The sequence below is a fragment of the Luteitalea sp. genome (genome assembly GCA_009377605.1).
Lineage (GTDB): Bacteria > Acidobacteriota > Vicinamibacteria > Vicinamibacterales > Vicinamibacteraceae > WHTT01.
In genome coordinates this window covers 76,342-92,674 of sequence record WHTT01000003.1, presented here as the reverse complement: position 1 = coordinate 92,674, position 16,333 = coordinate 76,342, and the positions used below count along the sequence as shown (strand labels likewise).

Below are 16,333 nucleotides of genomic sequence, written 5' to 3'. Positions count from 1 at the left end.
CCGAGATCAACGTTCTACGGGCACCTGTCCTGGGGCCACGGCGACAGGGCTCGCCGCCTCGTCGATGCGGGCGATCTTGAAGCCCGAGAAACCATACGCCGCCCCGATCAACGGGCTGATCAGATTGAAGAACGCGTACGGCGCGTATGCGAGCGTGGCAACACCGAGTGTCTGGGCCATGAAGGCACCGCACGTGTTCCAGGGGACGAGCGCTGAAGTAAGCGTGCCGGAGTCCTCGAGCGAGCGCGACAGGTTCTTCGGGTCGAGGCCGCGCCGTGCGAACTCGGCGCGAAACATCCGTCCCGGCAAGACGATCGCGATGTACTGATCGGAGGCGATCACGTTCATGCCGATAGAGGTGATGATGGTTGCGCTGATCAGGCTGCCGGTGCCGGTGACCAGGCCGAGAATTGCACGCGCAATGCGCTCGAGCATGCCCGTGACCTCCATCACCGCGCCGAACATCATCGCGGAGACGATCAGCCACACCGTGCCCAGCATGCTCGACATGCCGCCCCGTGACAACAGCTCGTCGAGCACGGCGTTGCCCGAGTCCAGCCGATAGCCATCGAAGAGCGCCACCCAGCTTCCCTTGATGAGGCCGGCCCACGGCGGCAGCCCCGGGGCAGCGGCGAAGGTCAACACGGCCTCTCGCTGGAAGAGCGCCGCAAAGACGCAGCCGACGAGAGCGCCGATGAGGATGGCCGGATAGGCTGGTATCCGGCGGATGATGAGACCGACCACGAGCACGGCAGGCAGCAGCAGATGGACGCCGATGTTGAATTGCTGGAGGAGCGCATTCTGAATCGCCGCGACAGAGGTCGTGTCGCTGGGGGCCACGACCGTGAGCCCAACGAACGTAAACAGCACGAGCGCGATCAGGATGCTCGGCGTGGTCGTCCAGAGCATGTAGCGAATATGGGTGAAGAGCTCCGTGCCGGCCATGGCCGGGGCGAGGTTCGTCGTGTCAGACAGCGGCGACATCTTGTCGCCGAAGTAGGCGCCGGAGATGACGGCGCCGGCCGCCAAGCCTGGGTTCAGCCCCTGCGCCGTCGCGACGCCAATGAGCGCCACACCGACGGTGCCCGCAGTCGTCCAGGAGCTGCCCGTCACTACTGACACAACCGCGCAAATCACGCAGGCGCTTGGCAGGAAGACGGCCGGCGTCAGCAATTGGAGGCCATAGTAGATCATCGTTGGCACGATGCCAGCGAGGATCCAGGTGCCAATCAGCGCCCCGACCACGAGCAGGATGAGCACCGCGCCGAGGGCGAGCGAGATGCCATGCACGATACCGCGTTCGATCGCGGTCCATGGATGTCCGAAGCGGATTCCGAACAGCGCGGCGATGCCAGCCGCCAGCATCAGCGCAATCTGGTTGGCTCCACTCGACGCCTCGTCGCCGAAGAGCGCCACGGCGCTGGCGAGCATGGCTATCAATAGGAGAACTGGAACGAACGACTCGAGGAGTGTAGGCTGGCGAGCCTGGCGTGTAGACATTGGCAAATCGACGGCCGCAGATAATAGCATGCGGGTCAAAGGCCCCTGGCGCAAGACCCGTGGCGGGCAAAGTGAGGCTGTTATGCGAACGAGGATGCTGGAAGGTCGGCGGGTCGGCCTGGCAGCGGTGCTTGCGTTGTGCGCCTATGCTGCAGGTTCCGCAGGAGGCTCGTCTGCCCGCGGCCAGCGAACGACAGCAGCGCTCCAGATGGCAACACCGGGTCCGGTGCGTGGTCGTCGTTCCTGTCGAACGAGGACGGAGAGATACTCGTCGTTGCCGCCGGCCAAACGTTCAGACACATCGCGACGAACTCGATGGGTGAGCTGCTGATGGCAACAGCGGCGCTCTCGGATGGAGTGATGTACGTCCGCTCGTCGGAGAGCCTTTTCGCGATTGGGCGATAGCCGTGAAATGATGGCGAACAAATGGATTACATTCGACTGCTTTGGGACGCTCGTGGACTGGCGGACGGGCTTTGCCACCATCCTGCGTCCACTGGCAGGCGAGCGCACGGACGCGCTGATCACTGCCTACCACGAGCTCGAGCGTCAGTTGGAGCAGGAGCGGCCCCACCGACTCTATCGTGATGTGCTCGAGACAGGGCTGGCTCGTGCGGCGGCGAGGATTGGATTGAGGCTGACAGGTGCGCAAGCGGAAGCGCTGTCGGCTGGCTGGGACAGGCAACCGGTGTTTGCTGATGTCGAGCCAGCACTGTCGAATTTGCGTGCAGCAGGCTGGAAGCTTGCGGTGCTGACGAACTGCGACGTCGACCTGTTCGACCTCACACAGGGCAGCTTTCAGCAACCATTCGATCTGGTCGTCACGGCCGAGCAGGTGAAAGACTACAAGCCGTCGCTGGCGCACTTCCTCTATTTCTGGCGCGCATCCGGCGTCAAGCGGCGCGACTGGGTACACGTGGCGTGCAGTTGGTATCACGATATCCAGCCATCACGCGAAATGGACGTCCGGCGGATCTGGGTGGATCGTGACCGAACGGGTGACGATCCCACGGCGGCGACGCTGCGACTCGAGGATGTTCGAGCCCTGCCAGAAGCTGTTGAAAGCGTGACCACCGCGAAGCCTTGATCAGGAATTTGGAATCGGGGATCAGGCCGATCCAGCCCGGTACTCTGTCGGTGACGCACTGCACCGGCGCTGCTGCCCTGTTCGCATTCTTGTCCAGCCAGGGCCGGCGTGAATGCAAGGAGCACAGCGGCGAGGGCGAGGTATAGTGGCGTCAGCTGCCGGAACAGCAGGCCGCCCCGGAATGGGCGACGCCTATCAGGAGAACCGAGTAATGAAGGCCGATGAGCTGCGATCGTTACAGGCTCCATTGAAGGAACGATATCGGGAGGACCCTGATGCCGCGTTGGTCACCTTGAGGGCACAAGGTCGGATCGGTGAAGGCGTTACCTGTCGTGTCGAGACAGGCAAAGCGCTGGTCGAAGCTGGCCTGCACCCAGCCACCGGCGGCACGGGCGCGATGGTCTGCTCTGGGGACATACTGCTCGAGGCCTTGGCAGCGTGCGCGGGCGTCACCATGAGCGCGGTCGCAACTGCCATTGGCGTAGAGATACGTTCCGGTATCGTCCGTGCCGAGGGCGACCTCGACTTCCGTGGTACCTTGGGCGTCTCCAAGGAGGTGCCCGTCGGATTCCAACGCGTGCGCCTTCACTTCCACCTCACGACCGATGCCTCGGATGAGCAATTGACAACGCTCGTTCGCCTGACCGAGCGGTACTGCGTGGTCTATCAAACGCTTCGCCAGCCGCCGGTCATCGAGGTATCGCGCCACGTTGTAACCGCGGAGACGGAGCGGTGATCAACGGAGGCAGCGGACGGCTGGCCACGGTCGGCAGGTTCACCGTGGTTCTCGCAATGGCAGCTGCACAGCCGGGGCGAAGCGCACAGGACCAGCCTCTGACCGTCGTAGAAGAGGTGTTCGAGGCGAGGGTGATTGAGGTCGTCGACGGCGACACCATCATCGTCAACGACGCGCGAGGGCCGCTGACCCTGCACCTCGATGGCATCGACGCCCCGGAGCTCGATCAGGAGCTCGGCCGCGAAGCCAGGACGTTCCTCGACGCATTGGCGGTGAGCAGGGTCGTGACCGTCCGTGTGAAGAGCCGCGCGCCTGCCGGCGCTGAAAGCATTGCATGGGTCGAGCTGAAGGGGTCGAGTCTCAGCCTGGCGTTGCTCGAGGAAGGTCTGGCTTGGTACTGCCGCCGGCACAGCGGGAATCGCGACCTACAACGCGCCGAGACGATGGCGCGCGTGAAGAAGAAGGGGCTCTGGCGCACACTGCATCCGATGCCTCCGTGGCAGCATCGGGGCGAGGCCAACTGCCGGCAGGACACTCAAGCTCTGAGATGAGCACGGCTGGGTGACGTCGATCACATTGAAGACTGTTGCTCGTCTGATTACGGGCCAATTACCGACGGCCGAACCGTTCCCCGAAGAAGTTTCCTGGCTTCCACGTCGGCGCTTGGGGATCGTTCGCGATGGCAACCGCGATGAGATAGTTTGCGTGTGTGAAGGTCTGGACGGCCGAGAGGTCCATCGGTAACGACAGGTCGTCGCTCGGCTGATGATAGTGGCTGGCCAAGAAGGCCCCGAGTATCTTCCCGCCATCCTTCTCGGGATCGCTCGACGTGAACCCCGGCATCAGATAGACGGCAGGCACACCCTGCTTGACGAGAGAGTATTGGTCGCTGCGGACGAACAGGTTCTCGTCGGGCAGCGGATCCGGCGAGAGCTTCAAGCCGGCGCTCTTCACCGCCTGCGCGACCACCGTGCCAAGCGATGAGTTCTCGGCCCCGAAGGCCACGACATCTGCCAGCGGCCACTGCAGCACGGGCATGTCGAGATTGACGTTGGCAACGAGCGCGTCGGGCGGAACCGTCGGGTTGCGCGCGAAGTAGTCGGAGCCGAGCAGTCCTTTCTCCTCCGCGGTGACGAATGTGATGAGCACCGATCGTCGGGGCCGCTCTGGCGCCTCCGCGATCGCGCGCGCGACCTCCAGCAGAATGGCAGATCCTGCAGCGTTGTCGTAGGCACCGTTGTAGATGGTGTCACCGCTCACGGCCGGGCCAATGCCCGCGTGATCGAGGTGCGCCGTGAGGACGACGTACGATTTCGCCAGCGCAGGGTCGCGTCCGGTCAGGACGCCGACGACGTTCGGGCTCGACTTCTTCTCGTGCGCGGTGGTGCCTTTGATGGTCACGGTGACAGGAAGCTCGAAGCTCTCGGGCTTGCCGGACTCGCCGGCGGCGTACACGTCGTCGAGCGGCGTGGGCGAGTGTGCGAACAGCTTCGTCGCACCGGTTGGACCGAGTAGGGCGCCGCCCTGCAACTCCGGATGCTGGTTGGCCGGCTGGCCCTGCGCATCGATCCAGGTCATCAGTGGTCCGCTCGCAATCTGTGCGGTGCGTTCCCACGAGAATCGCTTCAGGTCGGACGGAAGCGCCGCAATGAGTACGCCTACCGCACCACGATCCGCCGCGTTCTTGAGCTTTTGGTCCAAGGCCGAGTAGTGCGCTCGCGGCTCGCTGGGAAACTGTGCCGGCGCATTCCTCAGCAGCAGCACAATCTTGCCCCGCACGTCGATCCCGGCGTAGTCGTCGTACTTCAGCTCTGGAGCCGTGACGCCGAACCCGACGTACACGAGCGGCCCGGTGACGTCGAACGAGGGACGCACGTGACTGGGTGCGACAACGGCATCAATCGGCAGATCGAGCCCGACAGCTTGACCGCTCTTGGGTGCGAAGGTCAGCTCGCCCTTCGTGAGGCGACTCTCGAGCAGCGGAACGGATTGGAAGAACGTCCCGGAGGCCCCGGCTGGCTCATAGCCGTAGGTTTGCAGCACGGACGCCACGTACTTGGCAGCTACATCGTAACCGCGTGTTCCGGCCTCGCGACCTTCGAGCAGATCGTTTGCGAGGAACTCCATGTGCGCACGTACTCGTGACGCTCCTCCGCTCTCAGCTCGGGGTGGCGCGATCGCTCGTCCGCTGCCCAGCGATGGCAGCGCGACGCCCGCGATCGCGAGTATCAATATGCTTCGCCACTTGAGTTGCACCTGCTCCTCCAGCAAGATGAGTCCCGATTCGTTCGCCGGTTCTCGACGAGCTGTCCGGAGTGTAAATCACAATGGTCTCAGCTCTGACGAGTAGGAACGAAGCGCACGCGGAAGAGGCGCGGCCAGAGCTTGCCGGTAATCAAGAACGTCTTGGTGGAGCCGTCGTACGCGATGCCGTTCAAGACATCCGTGCTGCGCCGCGCGTCGGGGGAAAGCAGTCCGGAAGCATCGATCTGCTCCGTTACGCGGCCCGTAGATCCTTCGATCCTCACGATCGTCTCGCTGTTCCACACGTTGGCGTACACGCTGTCTCCTACACACTCGAGCTCGTTGATGTTGACCAGCGGCGACTCGTCCCGTGTCACGCTGAGCTCGCGTTGCACGGCAAACGATTCTGGATCGCGATAGGTGAGCCGATCGCTGCCGTTGCTCATCACGAGAGAGCTGCCGTCGTAGCAGAGCCCCCACCCTTCTCCCGAGTAAGTCAGCTCACCCTGGCGCTCGAAGGTGTCCAGCTCATACTCGAAGGCTCGCCCGCTCGTGTAGGTGAGCTGAACGAGACGCTGGCCGACGAGCGCCAGCCCCTCAGCGAACTCCGGTGCCGGGATATCGAGACGCCGGAGCACGCGACCGGTTTCGAGCTCGACCTCTCGGAGACTCGACTGCCCGGAAAGGCCGGTGCTCTCGTACAGGACGCCGTCTTCCAACAGAAGGCCTTGCGTGAAGGCCGCCGGGTCGTGCGGATAACTCTCGACCACGTCGACGCGAAGGCGTGCCGCCGACCGAGCTCCGGTCGAGGTCGTCGCCCGAGGGGGCTCGGAGGCAGAGGAGGGGCTGTCGGACCAGGCGGGTCGCAGCAGAAGCGCGGCCAGAGCGAGGAACGGCGCCAGGATGGCGACACTCCAGAGGAGGCGTCGCCGGGGCCGGCGGGCCTGATCATTGGCCGACCGGGGTCGGACGCGTGCCTTTCGGTGGGATGTCGTTCTCCGTGCGGCCATCGTCGGTAGCGTATCCCGTTTCCGACCTGTGCGTCACTCGGCGCGAAGTGCTCGCACGGGGTCGATCCGCGCCGCGCGGCGCGCGGGGAGGACGCAAGCAGTAAGCGCCACGGAGAGCAGGATGAGCGCGACGATCATGAAGGTGGCCGGATCCGTGGGTGTCACTCCGTAGAGCTGGCTAACCAGGAGGCGAGTCGCCAGCAAGGCGAGCAAGACGCCAGCGGAGATGCCGAGCGCGACGAGCCACATCCCGCGTCCGATCACCAGACGCAGGACGTCTGCTGCCGCGGCGCCGAGCGCCATTCGTACGCCGATCTCACCGGTCCGCTGGGAGACCGCGTACGACAGCAAGCCATAGAGTCCGACACTGGCCAGGACCAGGGCGAGTATGCCAAATAAGCTGGTCAACGTGGCGGTCGTTTGTTCCTGGTGCAGCGAAGCCTCGATCTGGTCGGAGAGCGACGTCACGTTATAGACGGGCAACCTCGGGTCGACGGAAGCGATCGCACGTCGCACGCTGGCGACTAGCTCAGTTGCCTCGGCCGCGGTTCGTATTTGGAAGGTCGTCTCCCGCCAGGCCCCAGGATCCTGGAGGTACGGTCGATAATACGCGCGCGGCACTGGCTCGCGCATGCTGTGATACTTGATGTCTCTGGCAACGCCGACGATCTCAATCGTGTTGCTCCCCTCGACGCTGCCACCGAAGCGGTGCCCGATTGGATTCTGATCGCCGAAGTAGTACCGAGCGAACGTCTCGTTGACCACGGCAACGCGGGGCGCGCGGGCGTCATCTGTGGGCTGGAACCCGCGCCCACGCAGAATCGGTATCTCCAACGTCTTGAAATAGTCAGCACTCACCTCGCTGAAAACCGGCGCATTCAGCTCGAGACCCTTGCTGCCGTTGACGAGGTCATGCTCGCCTTGGAGCGGTGCGCGACCCTCGATGTACACGCTGCCCGATGTACCACCCCCGCTCACCAGGCCCTGGCGGCCCAGACTGACGGAAGCGATGCCGGGCAGTTGCCGCAGTCGACGAAGGAGCTCCTCATAGATCGCTGGAATGCGCTCTCTGTCGTAGCCCACGAGTCGAGGATCGGTTGAAACGAGCACGATACGGTCGCGCGCAAACCCAGTGTCCACACGGCCGAGCTCCTGAAAGGTGCGGAGGAACAGGCCGGCGACGACGAGCAGCGTCATCGACAAGGCTACTTGTGCCACGACAAGTGTGTTGCCCCATCGAAGGAGCCCTGTTCCTCCACCCCGGCCCGGGTGGCGTTTCATCAACGCTGTAAGATCGCTAGACGAGGCCTGCAGCGCTGGGACCAGGCCAAAGAGGAGCGCCGACGCAACCGACACAGCACCGGCGAACATGATGAGGTGAGCGTCGAGACGAACATCGAGCTGGAGGGGCCTATTCCCGCTTGCCGTCAGCGCTTCGAGAAACGTCAAGCTCCAGCTCGCCAGGCACACACCGAATAGTCCGCCGGCGAGCGCCAGAAAGAGACTCTCGGTCAGCAGTTGCCGTACAACACGCTGACGCGTCGCACCCTGCGCGAGCCGGAGCGCGAGCTCTGGTGCACGCGCTGAAGCGCGAGCGAGCAACAGGCCGGCGACGTTCCCACAGGCGACCAAGAGCACGAGCGCCACGACGGCCATCAGCATGCCAAGCGGCGTCGACAGCTCCGACCTGAGCCTGGTGATCCCGTGGCTGGCCGAGGATAGCTCGACGCGTCGATCCATCAGTCTGGCGCGCTGCTCCGGCGCGACCGGTGACGTGTTCTCGGTAGCAACTGCCCGCTGCAACAGGTTGGTGAGCTCCGCGGCCGCACGCTGCGTGCTCACGCCTGATTGAAGGCGGGCGAGAATGGACGGCAACGGGCCGTCTCCCGAATTACCCTCGCGACCGAACGGCATCGCTCCACGCGTGGCCCAGGGCACGAAGAGGTCAGGGCGGGCACCCAGGATCACGCCGGAGAATCCGGGCGGCATCACACCTACGATCGTGAAGGTTGTGGCATTGATCACGACCGCTCGCCCAACGACCGCCGGATCCCGTGCGAATCGTCGGCGCCAGTAGGCCTCGCTGATCACAGCCACCGGGCTCGCACCGGTAACGAGGTCATCGTCTCGAGTCAGTGTTCTGCCGAGCCACGCGCCGACCGCGAGTGTTTCGAAGAACGTGCCGGATACCTGCTGCGCCTCGACGCGCTCGGACACCCCGTGAACCGTGACGCTGACCGGCACGCTGTTCGAAAAGAAGCAGATGTCCTGAAGCAAGGCGCTGTTGTCGCGCAGGTGGTCGTACTGCGGACGTGTGATATTGCTGTTCGGCTTGATCGTCTGGCCGCCGCTTCGGCGAACCAAGACCAGCTCTTCGGGAGATCCCACGGGCAACGTGCGGAGCCACACAGCGTCGATCAGGCTGAAGACCGCACTATTGGCGCCAATGCCAAGGCCAAGCGACAGCACAGCGGTGACGACGAAGCCTGGGCTCCGGCGCATCATGCGCAACGCGTACGACGCATCTCGCCGCAGGTCGTCCAGGTGCTCACGTCGCACGGCGCGTCCGATGTCCAGCAAGGTTCTCGCCCACAGCCGCACGAGAGCGGTCCGGCCCCCGCGACGTCGCGCATCCGTACGCTGCTCGTCGAACACCTCTTCCATCTCCGTGGCAAAGTCGGACCGGAAGTCGGTGGGAAGCAGCCGCAGGAGCCACCGAAACAAGCGCATGATCGGATCCAGCGCAGCTCAGGCCTTACCCCGCGCGAGCCGTAGCCCTCTCGTCGCTCGAGCCATGGCACTCGCCTGCTCCAGGCGCGCCGTTTCGGCCAGTGCCACGTCGCGGCCAAACGCGGTCAGGCGGTAGTACCTGCGACGCTGGTCGTCCATGCTGGCCGCGGGTCGCGTGCGCGCCTCGGCAATCAAGTCGTCCGCCAGCAGTCGCTTGATGATTCCGTAGAGGGTTCCAGTGCTGAGCAGCACCCGGCCCTCAGTACGCTGCTCGACGTCTCGGAGGATGGCGTAGCCGTGCTTGTCGCCAGCCGCGAGCGCCACCAGGACGTGGAAGAGCGCCGGCGTGAGCGGTAGGAATGCTTCCGGATCTTGCTTGTGAGCCATTAGTGTGCACTCTTCTTTCACACTCTATCGTATCACGATACGTCGTAAGACGACTTAGTGTCAAGCGCTCCTGGTGTCACAAGGCACAGGATCACGGCTGGATCGGCTACAAACGACGACCCTCCAGTGGGGGGCAGCCGCCTTCGCCAAGGCTACGGCGGTCTGCCGTAGCGCGAAGGCAGAAGCCCGCCCTCCCCCAACGACCAACCAGACAATTAGCGAAAGAGGCTGAGCTGAGATCCTTCCGGGCGGCGGAAGGCGGCCGTGGAAAGCAGTCGGCGCCGCTGGTTGAGCCCAACACGACGGCAGGCCGCGGCGAACAGCGCGTTGACGCTGGAGGCGTATGGCCCGGTGCCGCGCATGCGCGAGCCGAACTGCGGATCGTTCAGTTGACCGCCGCGCAGCTCACGCACCCGGCTGAGGACCTTGTCTTTGCGATCGGGGAGATGGGCCTCCAACCAGCGCTCGAACAGCTCCTTGACGGCATACGGGAGGCGCAGCATGACGTGGCCAGCCGCCGTCGCACCTGCGCGTGCCGCCGCGGTGAGGATGGCGGGAATCTCGTGGTCGTTGACCGCGGGAATGATTGGGGCCACCATGACGCCCACCGGCACGCCGGCACGGGCGAGCGCCTCGATTGCCGCGAGCCGTCGCGCAGGCGTGGAGGCGCGAGGCTCCAGCTTGCCTTGGAGCGCCGCATCGAGCGTGGTGACCGAGACAAAGACGAGCGCGGCGTCGTACCGTGCGAGCTCGGCGAGATAGTCCACGTCTCGAGTAACCAGGTAGTTCTTGGTCACCACGGCCACCGGATTTCGAAAGTCGGCGAGCACCTCGACACAGCGGCGTGTGATCTGGAGTCGTCGCTCGATCGGCTGGTAAGGATCTGTGACGCCCGACAGCGCAATCGGTTGCGGCTTCCAGCGCGGCGATGCGAGCTCATGGCGCAGGAGCTCCGGCGCGTTCTCCTTGACGAGGATCTTCGTCTCGAAATCCAAGCCGGATGAAAAGCCTAGCTGCTCGTGAGAGGGACGAGCATAACAGTAGGCGCAACCGTGCTCGCAACCGCGATATGGGTTGATGCTGGCCTCGAAGCCAACATCCGGACTGTCGTTTCTCGCAATGATCGTCCTGGAAGAGTCGCGGAGGAGCTCTGTTCGAGGGAGGCGCTCCTCGTCTTGTTCGTCGGACGGCTCCAGATCCTCCACGTAGGCCAGGCGCTCGTACCTGTTCGGCGGGTTGACGGCCGTGCCCCGCCCGCGAATCGCCCGCCGCTCGTCAGGCATAATGCCTAGTATAGGCGAAACATTAGCGAAAGCCTAGGACTGCGACCCGCCTCGGCCAGGTAACGGCCGCCTCGGCGAGGCGGCCGTACCCAGAACACTTGAGAACCCGAAACTTGACGCAGACCGATCTGGTTCTCTCTTCCTAACCATCTCTGTCGTCGGCGCGTCCGTTCAGAGTGATGGTAGAATCTCTACCCTCGGACAACGCGACATGAGCTGGTGGCACTCGATCGTGAAATGGGGAGCAGGCGTCCGGCAACACGCTCGCGAGGAAGATCTGAATCGCGAGCTCCGCGCTCACCTGGACCTGGAAGCGGAAGAACAACGCGAGTCCGGTCTTACCGAGCTGGACGCCGCCTATGCCGCTCGGCGAGCGCTCGGCAACGTGCCCCTGATCAAGGAGGATACGCGCGCGACTTGGAGCTGGATGTTGCTCGAGCGCCTGGTGAGCGATGTCAGGCACGCCGGCCGCCAGCTTCGCCAGCATCCCGGCTTCACTGCCGTCGCGGTGTTGACGATAGCGCTGGGCATCGGCGCGAATACGGCGGTCTTCAGCCTCATCAACGCGACGCTGCTTTACCAGCCGCCATATCACGAGCCGTCTCGGCTGGTGGATCTGTGGCAGAACCTGCCGGAAGCTGGGATGGTGCGTCTCGGCGTTTCCCCAGCCGAGTACCGCGACTACCGCGATCGCAACCGGGCGTTCGCCTCGACAGCAGCCTACGAAACAGTGGCGCTCGATGCCACCGATGGGCGCGAAGCGCAGCGAATCAAAGGCGTCAGGATCAGGCCGGAGACGATTCTGGAACCGCTCGCCGCCGAAGGAGCTGCTCGCGCGCGACCGGTGTTGCTGACCTTCGCGGCCGCTGTCGCGTTCGTGCTGTTGATTGCGTGTAGCAACGTCGCCAACTTGTTGTTGGGACGGGCGGCTGCCCGCCGGCGCGAGATCGCGCTGCGCAGCGCCCTGGGAGCGAGCGCCGGACGGTTGATTCGCCAGCTCCTGACCGAGAGCCTCCTACTGGCCGGTACCGGCGGCGTCCTCGGGTGCCTGCTCGCGCACCTCATCACGAGCGTGGCCACGCGTGTCGGACCGGAGCAGGCGCCGGGACTCCAAAGCGCCGCTATCGACCTCCGGGTGCTGGGCTTCACCGTAGCCGTCTCTTTGATGACCGGCCTCGTCTGCGGGCTCGCGCCGGCCATTCACTCGTCGCGGCCGAACATCGGCGAGACTCTCAAGAGTGCCAGCCGCCAAGGCGGCGATCTCGGCCGGAGCGCTCAGCGCGCCCGTGCCGCCCTCGTGATCTTCGAGACCGCGAGTGCCGTGGTGCTGCTGGTATGCGCTGCTTTGCTGATCCGCAGTTTTGTCGAGGTCCTTCAGGTGTCGCCGGGCTTCAATCCTGAGGGCGTCCTGGTAGCGCGGACGTCGTTCAATCGCGAGCGCTATCCCGACTCCCCGAGGCGAAGGCTGGTCGAGCGAGCAATCGCAGAGCGCCTACGCTCCCTCCCAGGTGTGACGGAGGTGGCCATCACGACGCACTTGCCGCTCGCCGATGACCGCTCCATTGGCTTTGCGCTCGAAGGCAGCGATCCACACGATTTCTACTGGGCCAACAACACCCTTGTGAGCGGCAATTACTTCAGCGCGATGGGGATCCGGCTCGTCCGCGGGCGAACCTTCACGGACGCCGATTCCCCCGAAGCTCCTATGGTCGCCGTCGTGAACCAAACGATGGCGCACACCTTCTGGCCGGGAGACGACCCGATTGGCAAGCGCATTCTGTGGGCTGGCCGCACGCTGACGATTGTCGGCATCGCCGGCGACGTGCGGCTGCAAGGCCTGGATGGAGCCGTCACACCGACTGTCTACAACTCCGTGTACCAGATCGAAAGTGGCGCGACGAGGAATGCTGTCTTCGTGGTTCGGGCAGCGACTGATGTGACCAGGCTGGGACCCGACGTGCGAAAGATCATTTCCTCGGTGGATCCTGGGCTGCCGGTGTTCGACGTACGGCGCCTCGACGAGATCGTCGCGGCTTCGCTTGCAGCGCGACGCTTCACCATGCTGCTGCTGGCATCGTTTGCCGCCCTGGCGCTCACGCTTGCCGTGATTGGGTTGTACGCCGTGCTGTCGTACCTGGTCGCTCAGCGCACATCAGAGCTCGGCGTCCGCCTGGCACTAGGTGCGTCGCCCCGGCGGATCGTCTGCCACGTGGTCAGCCAGGGGATGCGGCTCGCGGCAGCGGGAGCGCTCGTCGGTCTGTTGGCCGGGACGCTCGCCGCCACCACCGTCTCGAGTCTGCTCTTCGGTGTTCGTGCGCTCGATCCAACCGCGTTTCTCGTCGCCCCGGCCGTGCTGCTGCTGGTCGCGTTGGCCGCAAGCTACGTTCCGGCACGGCGTGCTGCCACTGTCGATCCGCTCGTCGCTCTGCGCTCCGAGTAATAAGAATCCCTTCTCTATGGTCTCCGCCTCCGCACGCTTCGCGTGCTTCGGCGAGACAGCCTTCGCGGGCTTGCCTAGCCGAAGCCGCCCGAAAGGGCGGCGAAGGCTGGCTCAGCGCGAGCAGATTGGCGAGCAGGCGGTACGCACCAGGAACACCGTAAGGCAGCTGGCGATGAAACGCGTAGGCGAAGTAAGTGTAGTGACCGCGACCGTGCCTGGCCCAGACCCAGCCGCCGCGCTGTGGGTCCTGGCCTTGGTCGTGTGCGGCAATCATCGGCGTGTACGCCGGATCCCACGTCGTGAAGAACTTCGACCCACGCTGCTCGACCCAGCCGTCGAAGTCATCGTTCGTGATCCGATTGGGCCAGGTGAACACCTGATGATCCGCCGCAAGGATCTCGACCGGCGAATCCTCTTCTGACACCTCTTCGGCTTCGCGTGGGAGCGCGGCTGGAAACGGCGCCCATTTCTCCGGCACGAATTCCTGCGTGTTGTAGAGCACGATGAGGTTGCCACCTTCGCGGACATAGTCGAGCAGACGCTGGTTGTGCGTGCGGAGGTCTTCGCGCACCGCGTAGGCACGCGTGCCGGTCATGATGGCGTCAAAGCGGCTCAAGTCGCCGGTGGAGAGCTCCTCGGCGTCGAGGAGCGTCACGCGAGCGCCCAGCTGGGCGATGGCGGCGGGCACCTGATCACCGACCCCCATCACATAGCCCACGCTCAAGCCAGGCGCGACGTCGACATCTACGCCGCGCACATGGCTCGTGGCGGGACGATAGAGATAGCGCGTCTCGAGGTCTCGCTGTGCGACGGTCTCGTAGCCGTCGCGATACTCTCCACCGTTGGTGCGCGCAACGGCCTGCACCTCGTACTCCCGGTCGTCGATCGAATCGGCGAATACCGTGAAGCGGTAGACAGCACGCTCTCCGGCGCTCGAGAAAGCAAAAGGCATCGCCGAGGGTCTGGACGACCAGCCCGCGGGCAGGATGAGCGAGAGCTCCCCAGCGGACCGGCCTTCGACGTTGTTGAGCAGCTCCACCTGCAGCGGGATCTCCTTCTTCGGAGCGGCGACCGGGATGATGGCATTTGTAGGTGATACCGTGAGGGCCAGAGGCGGAACGACCTGCAGCTCGCGCAGCTCGTCACCGTACGGGAGGTTCGCTTCTCGCCGACGAACGACGTCGTGTGCCTCAACGGCGACGCCGTTCACCGTGTAGCGCGCAAGGGCGATGGCCGCAGGCGCTCCGGCCGGCCGACCGAACTGCTCCCGCTCCGAAATGGTGTAACGCGATTCTGCAATAGATTCGCGGCTGAAGTATGGCCGGCTCGTGATAGCCGCATCATCTGACAGCCTCACGGAGAGGCCCTGTGATGCCGTCTCGTTCATTCCCAGCGAGCCAAGCTTCGCCGGTCCGTTCGTCACGTTCCAGCCCGGCGCAGTGGTCAACGTGATCTCGGTCGGTGAAATCGATAGACGTCCGCGGTTGGTGAGCGTCGTAAGCACGTCGAAGCGCTGCCCTGGAACGACAGGAGGCATCGTGGGCTGCGGTGTGAATGGAGCCGACGAAGCGGTCGACTCGGGGATGCCAGCCGGCTGCGCCATCGCCGTGAAGTCGAGACCGAGCGCGGCGTTGATGGCCTGCATGAATTGCGCTTCCTTGATCTCCAGGATGAACCGCGCGTCTGGCTCGGCCGCCGCGGCTCGCAGCGCTGCGCGAGTAGCCTGTAGACCTTCGACCAGCGCTGGAACACTCGCCGACGGATCGGTCGGAGAAAACGTCTTCATGGCCTTCTCGACCGCCGCGTCGATTGTCGCGAGGGCCGTCTCCACTCCCTCCGGCGCGGTTTTCCGAAACAGGCCGAAGAGCCCAGCCAGAGTCGTGTCGATGCCATCGAAGAGATCTCCTTCTTGGTCCGAAGCTGGTACCTTGCTGTCAATTCTTCGGTAGTAGCTATAGGAGGCACCCACCACGCGGCGGAATCGACCGCTGACCTGTGACCGTTGGAAGCTCAGTCCAAGACGGCCGAAATTGGCGTACGAATCTCCCAGCCAGGGGCTGTACTCGCCCGTATTCAGGCGAACGCTCCAGTTCTCGCCCTCCTGCACGCCGCCTACATACAGCTTCAGCGCTGGCCATGGACGTAGCCCCTCCGCTACCTGTTCGGGAAACGCCGTCGGATCCGCTGCGGCTTCGTAGGCTTCCCGCGTGAGCAAGCCGGCGGCCTGGTGGTTTCCGTGGCCGTCACGGTCGTTGCCCTGGAAGCGAGAGACGATGACGAGCGGCCGATTCATGCGGATGACGCGCACCATATCGCGAAGGACGTGCTCGCGGCCCCACTTCTCGAGCGCCTCGTCTAGACGCTTCGAGAACCCATAGTCGACGACGGTCGTGAAGTACTGATCGTCAACGCCGTAGTACCGGCCTGCAACGAGCAGCTCCTCGGTGCGAATCAAGCCCAAGGCATCGAACAATTCTGGACCGATTGCGTTGTCGCCCCCCTCGCCGCGGTTCAGCGTCAGCAGGCCCACACGCACGCCTTGCTTCCGGCCCAGCATGGCCAAGAGACCGCCATGCTCATCGTCCGGATGCGCCGTGGTGTGCAGGACGCTCGCCGTCGTCGTGAGCTTCAGGAGCTGCTGCCACGCTCCGGCGGCACCGGCGTCCTCAAGCAACGCGGTCGAGTGGAGGCCAGTGCCGAGCAGCCAGGCCCCCAGCAGCGTGGGCAGCGCGATCGAAACGAAGCGTGCTCTCACCATTAATCTTGACGTGTCAAGCGCGCGCATCTTGGGAAACGTCATTCATTTGTTGCCCAACCCTTTGAACCCTTGTGAGCGCGAAGCTTGACGCGTTTGAGTCAAGTTTCGGGGCTCCGAGACGATGATACATCGTCGTTATTGCAACGTGTCTCCAACCG

The 16,333-nt window shown here is 64.4% G+C and carries 11 protein-coding genes; 4 read left to right on the top strand and 7 right to left on the bottom strand.

The genetic code is table 11. The annotated features are described in order from the left end of the window. Nucleotides 1–6: 6 nt before the first annotated feature. Nucleotides 7–1,500, bottom strand: coding sequence for a Na+/H+ antiporter NhaC (nhaC, locus tag GEV06_01860; protein ID MPZ16650.1), 1,494 nt, complete (start codon nucleotides 1,498–1,500; stop codon nucleotides 7–9). A 412-nt stretch (nucleotides 1,501–1,912) separates the two neighbouring features. On the opposite strand from nhaC, the gene GEV06_01855 reads away from it, so the two are divergent. The 3 genes from GEV06_01855 to GEV06_01845 all read left to right on the top strand — a co-directional run bounded on the left by GEV06_01855 (nucleotide 1,913) and on the right by GEV06_01845 (nucleotide 3,874). Continuing rightward, nucleotides 1,913–2,587, top strand: a complete 675-nt coding sequence (locus tag GEV06_01855) for an HAD hydrolase-like protein (protein MPZ16649.1) — start codon at nucleotides 1,913–1,915, stop codon at nucleotides 2,585–2,587. A 211-nt stretch (nucleotides 2,588–2,798) separates the two neighbouring features. Continuing rightward, nucleotides 2,799–3,323, top strand: coding sequence for an OsmC family peroxiredoxin (locus GEV06_01850; GenBank protein ID MPZ16648.1), 525 nt, complete (start codon nucleotides 2,799–2,801; stop codon nucleotides 3,321–3,323). After that, the gene (locus tag GEV06_01845) at nucleotides 3,320–3,874 is read left to right on the top strand and encodes a hypothetical protein (GenBank protein ID MPZ16647.1); all 555 of its coding nucleotides are present in this window, start codon (nucleotides 3,320–3,322) and stop codon (nucleotides 3,872–3,874) included. Before GEV06_01850 ends, GEV06_01845 begins: the two co-directional genes overlap by 4 nt. 58 nt (nucleotides 3,875–3,932) lie before the next feature. On the opposite strand, the gene GEV06_01840 is transcribed toward GEV06_01845, so the two are convergent. The 5 genes from GEV06_01840 to GEV06_01820 all read right to left on the bottom strand — a co-directional run bounded on the left by GEV06_01840 (nucleotide 3,933) and on the right by GEV06_01820 (nucleotide 10,977). Further along, a complete protein-coding gene (locus tag GEV06_01840) occupies nucleotides 3,933–5,450 on the bottom strand; it encodes a M28 family peptidase (protein MPZ16646.1) in 1,518 nt (505 codons plus the stop codon). Between the two features lie 206 nt (nucleotides 5,451–5,656). Next, nucleotides 5,657–6,577: a glutaminyl-peptide cyclotransferase gene (locus GEV06_01835; protein MPZ16645.1), complete on the bottom strand. Its 921-nt coding sequence runs from the start codon at nucleotides 6,575–6,577 to the stop codon at nucleotides 5,657–5,659. 33 nt (nucleotides 6,578–6,610) lie between these two features. Beyond that, nucleotides 6,611–9,307: an FtsX-like permease family protein gene (locus tag GEV06_01830; protein MPZ16644.1), complete on the bottom strand. Its 2,697-nt coding sequence runs from the start codon at nucleotides 9,305–9,307 to the stop codon at nucleotides 6,611–6,613. Nucleotides 9,308–9,325: 18 nt separating this feature from the next. Next, on the bottom strand, nucleotides 9,326–9,694 hold the full coding sequence (locus tag GEV06_01825; protein ID MPZ16643.1) for a PadR family transcriptional regulator: 369 nt from the start codon (nucleotides 9,692–9,694) through the stop codon (nucleotides 9,326–9,328). Between the two features lie 215 nt (nucleotides 9,695–9,909). Then, on the bottom strand, nucleotides 9,910–10,977 hold the full coding sequence (locus GEV06_01820; GenBank protein MPZ16642.1) for a PA0069 family radical SAM protein: 1,068 nt from the start codon (nucleotides 10,975–10,977) through the stop codon (nucleotides 9,910–9,912). Nucleotides 10,978–11,188: 211 nt separating this feature from the next. On the opposite strand from GEV06_01820, the gene GEV06_01815 reads away from it, so the two are divergent. After that, nucleotides 11,189–13,417: an FtsX-like permease family protein gene (locus tag GEV06_01815; GenBank protein ID MPZ16641.1), complete on the top strand. Its 2,229-nt coding sequence runs from the start codon at nucleotides 11,189–11,191 to the stop codon at nucleotides 13,415–13,417. Here GEV06_01815 and GEV06_01810 read toward each other — a convergent pair. Beyond that, entirely contained in the window at nucleotides 13,191–16,217 is a 3,027-nt protein-coding gene (locus tag GEV06_01810; GenBank protein MPZ16640.1) for a PIG-L family deacetylase, read from the bottom strand. The genes GEV06_01815 and GEV06_01810 overlap by 227 nt on opposite strands. Nucleotides 16,218–16,333: the final 116 nt, after the last annotated feature.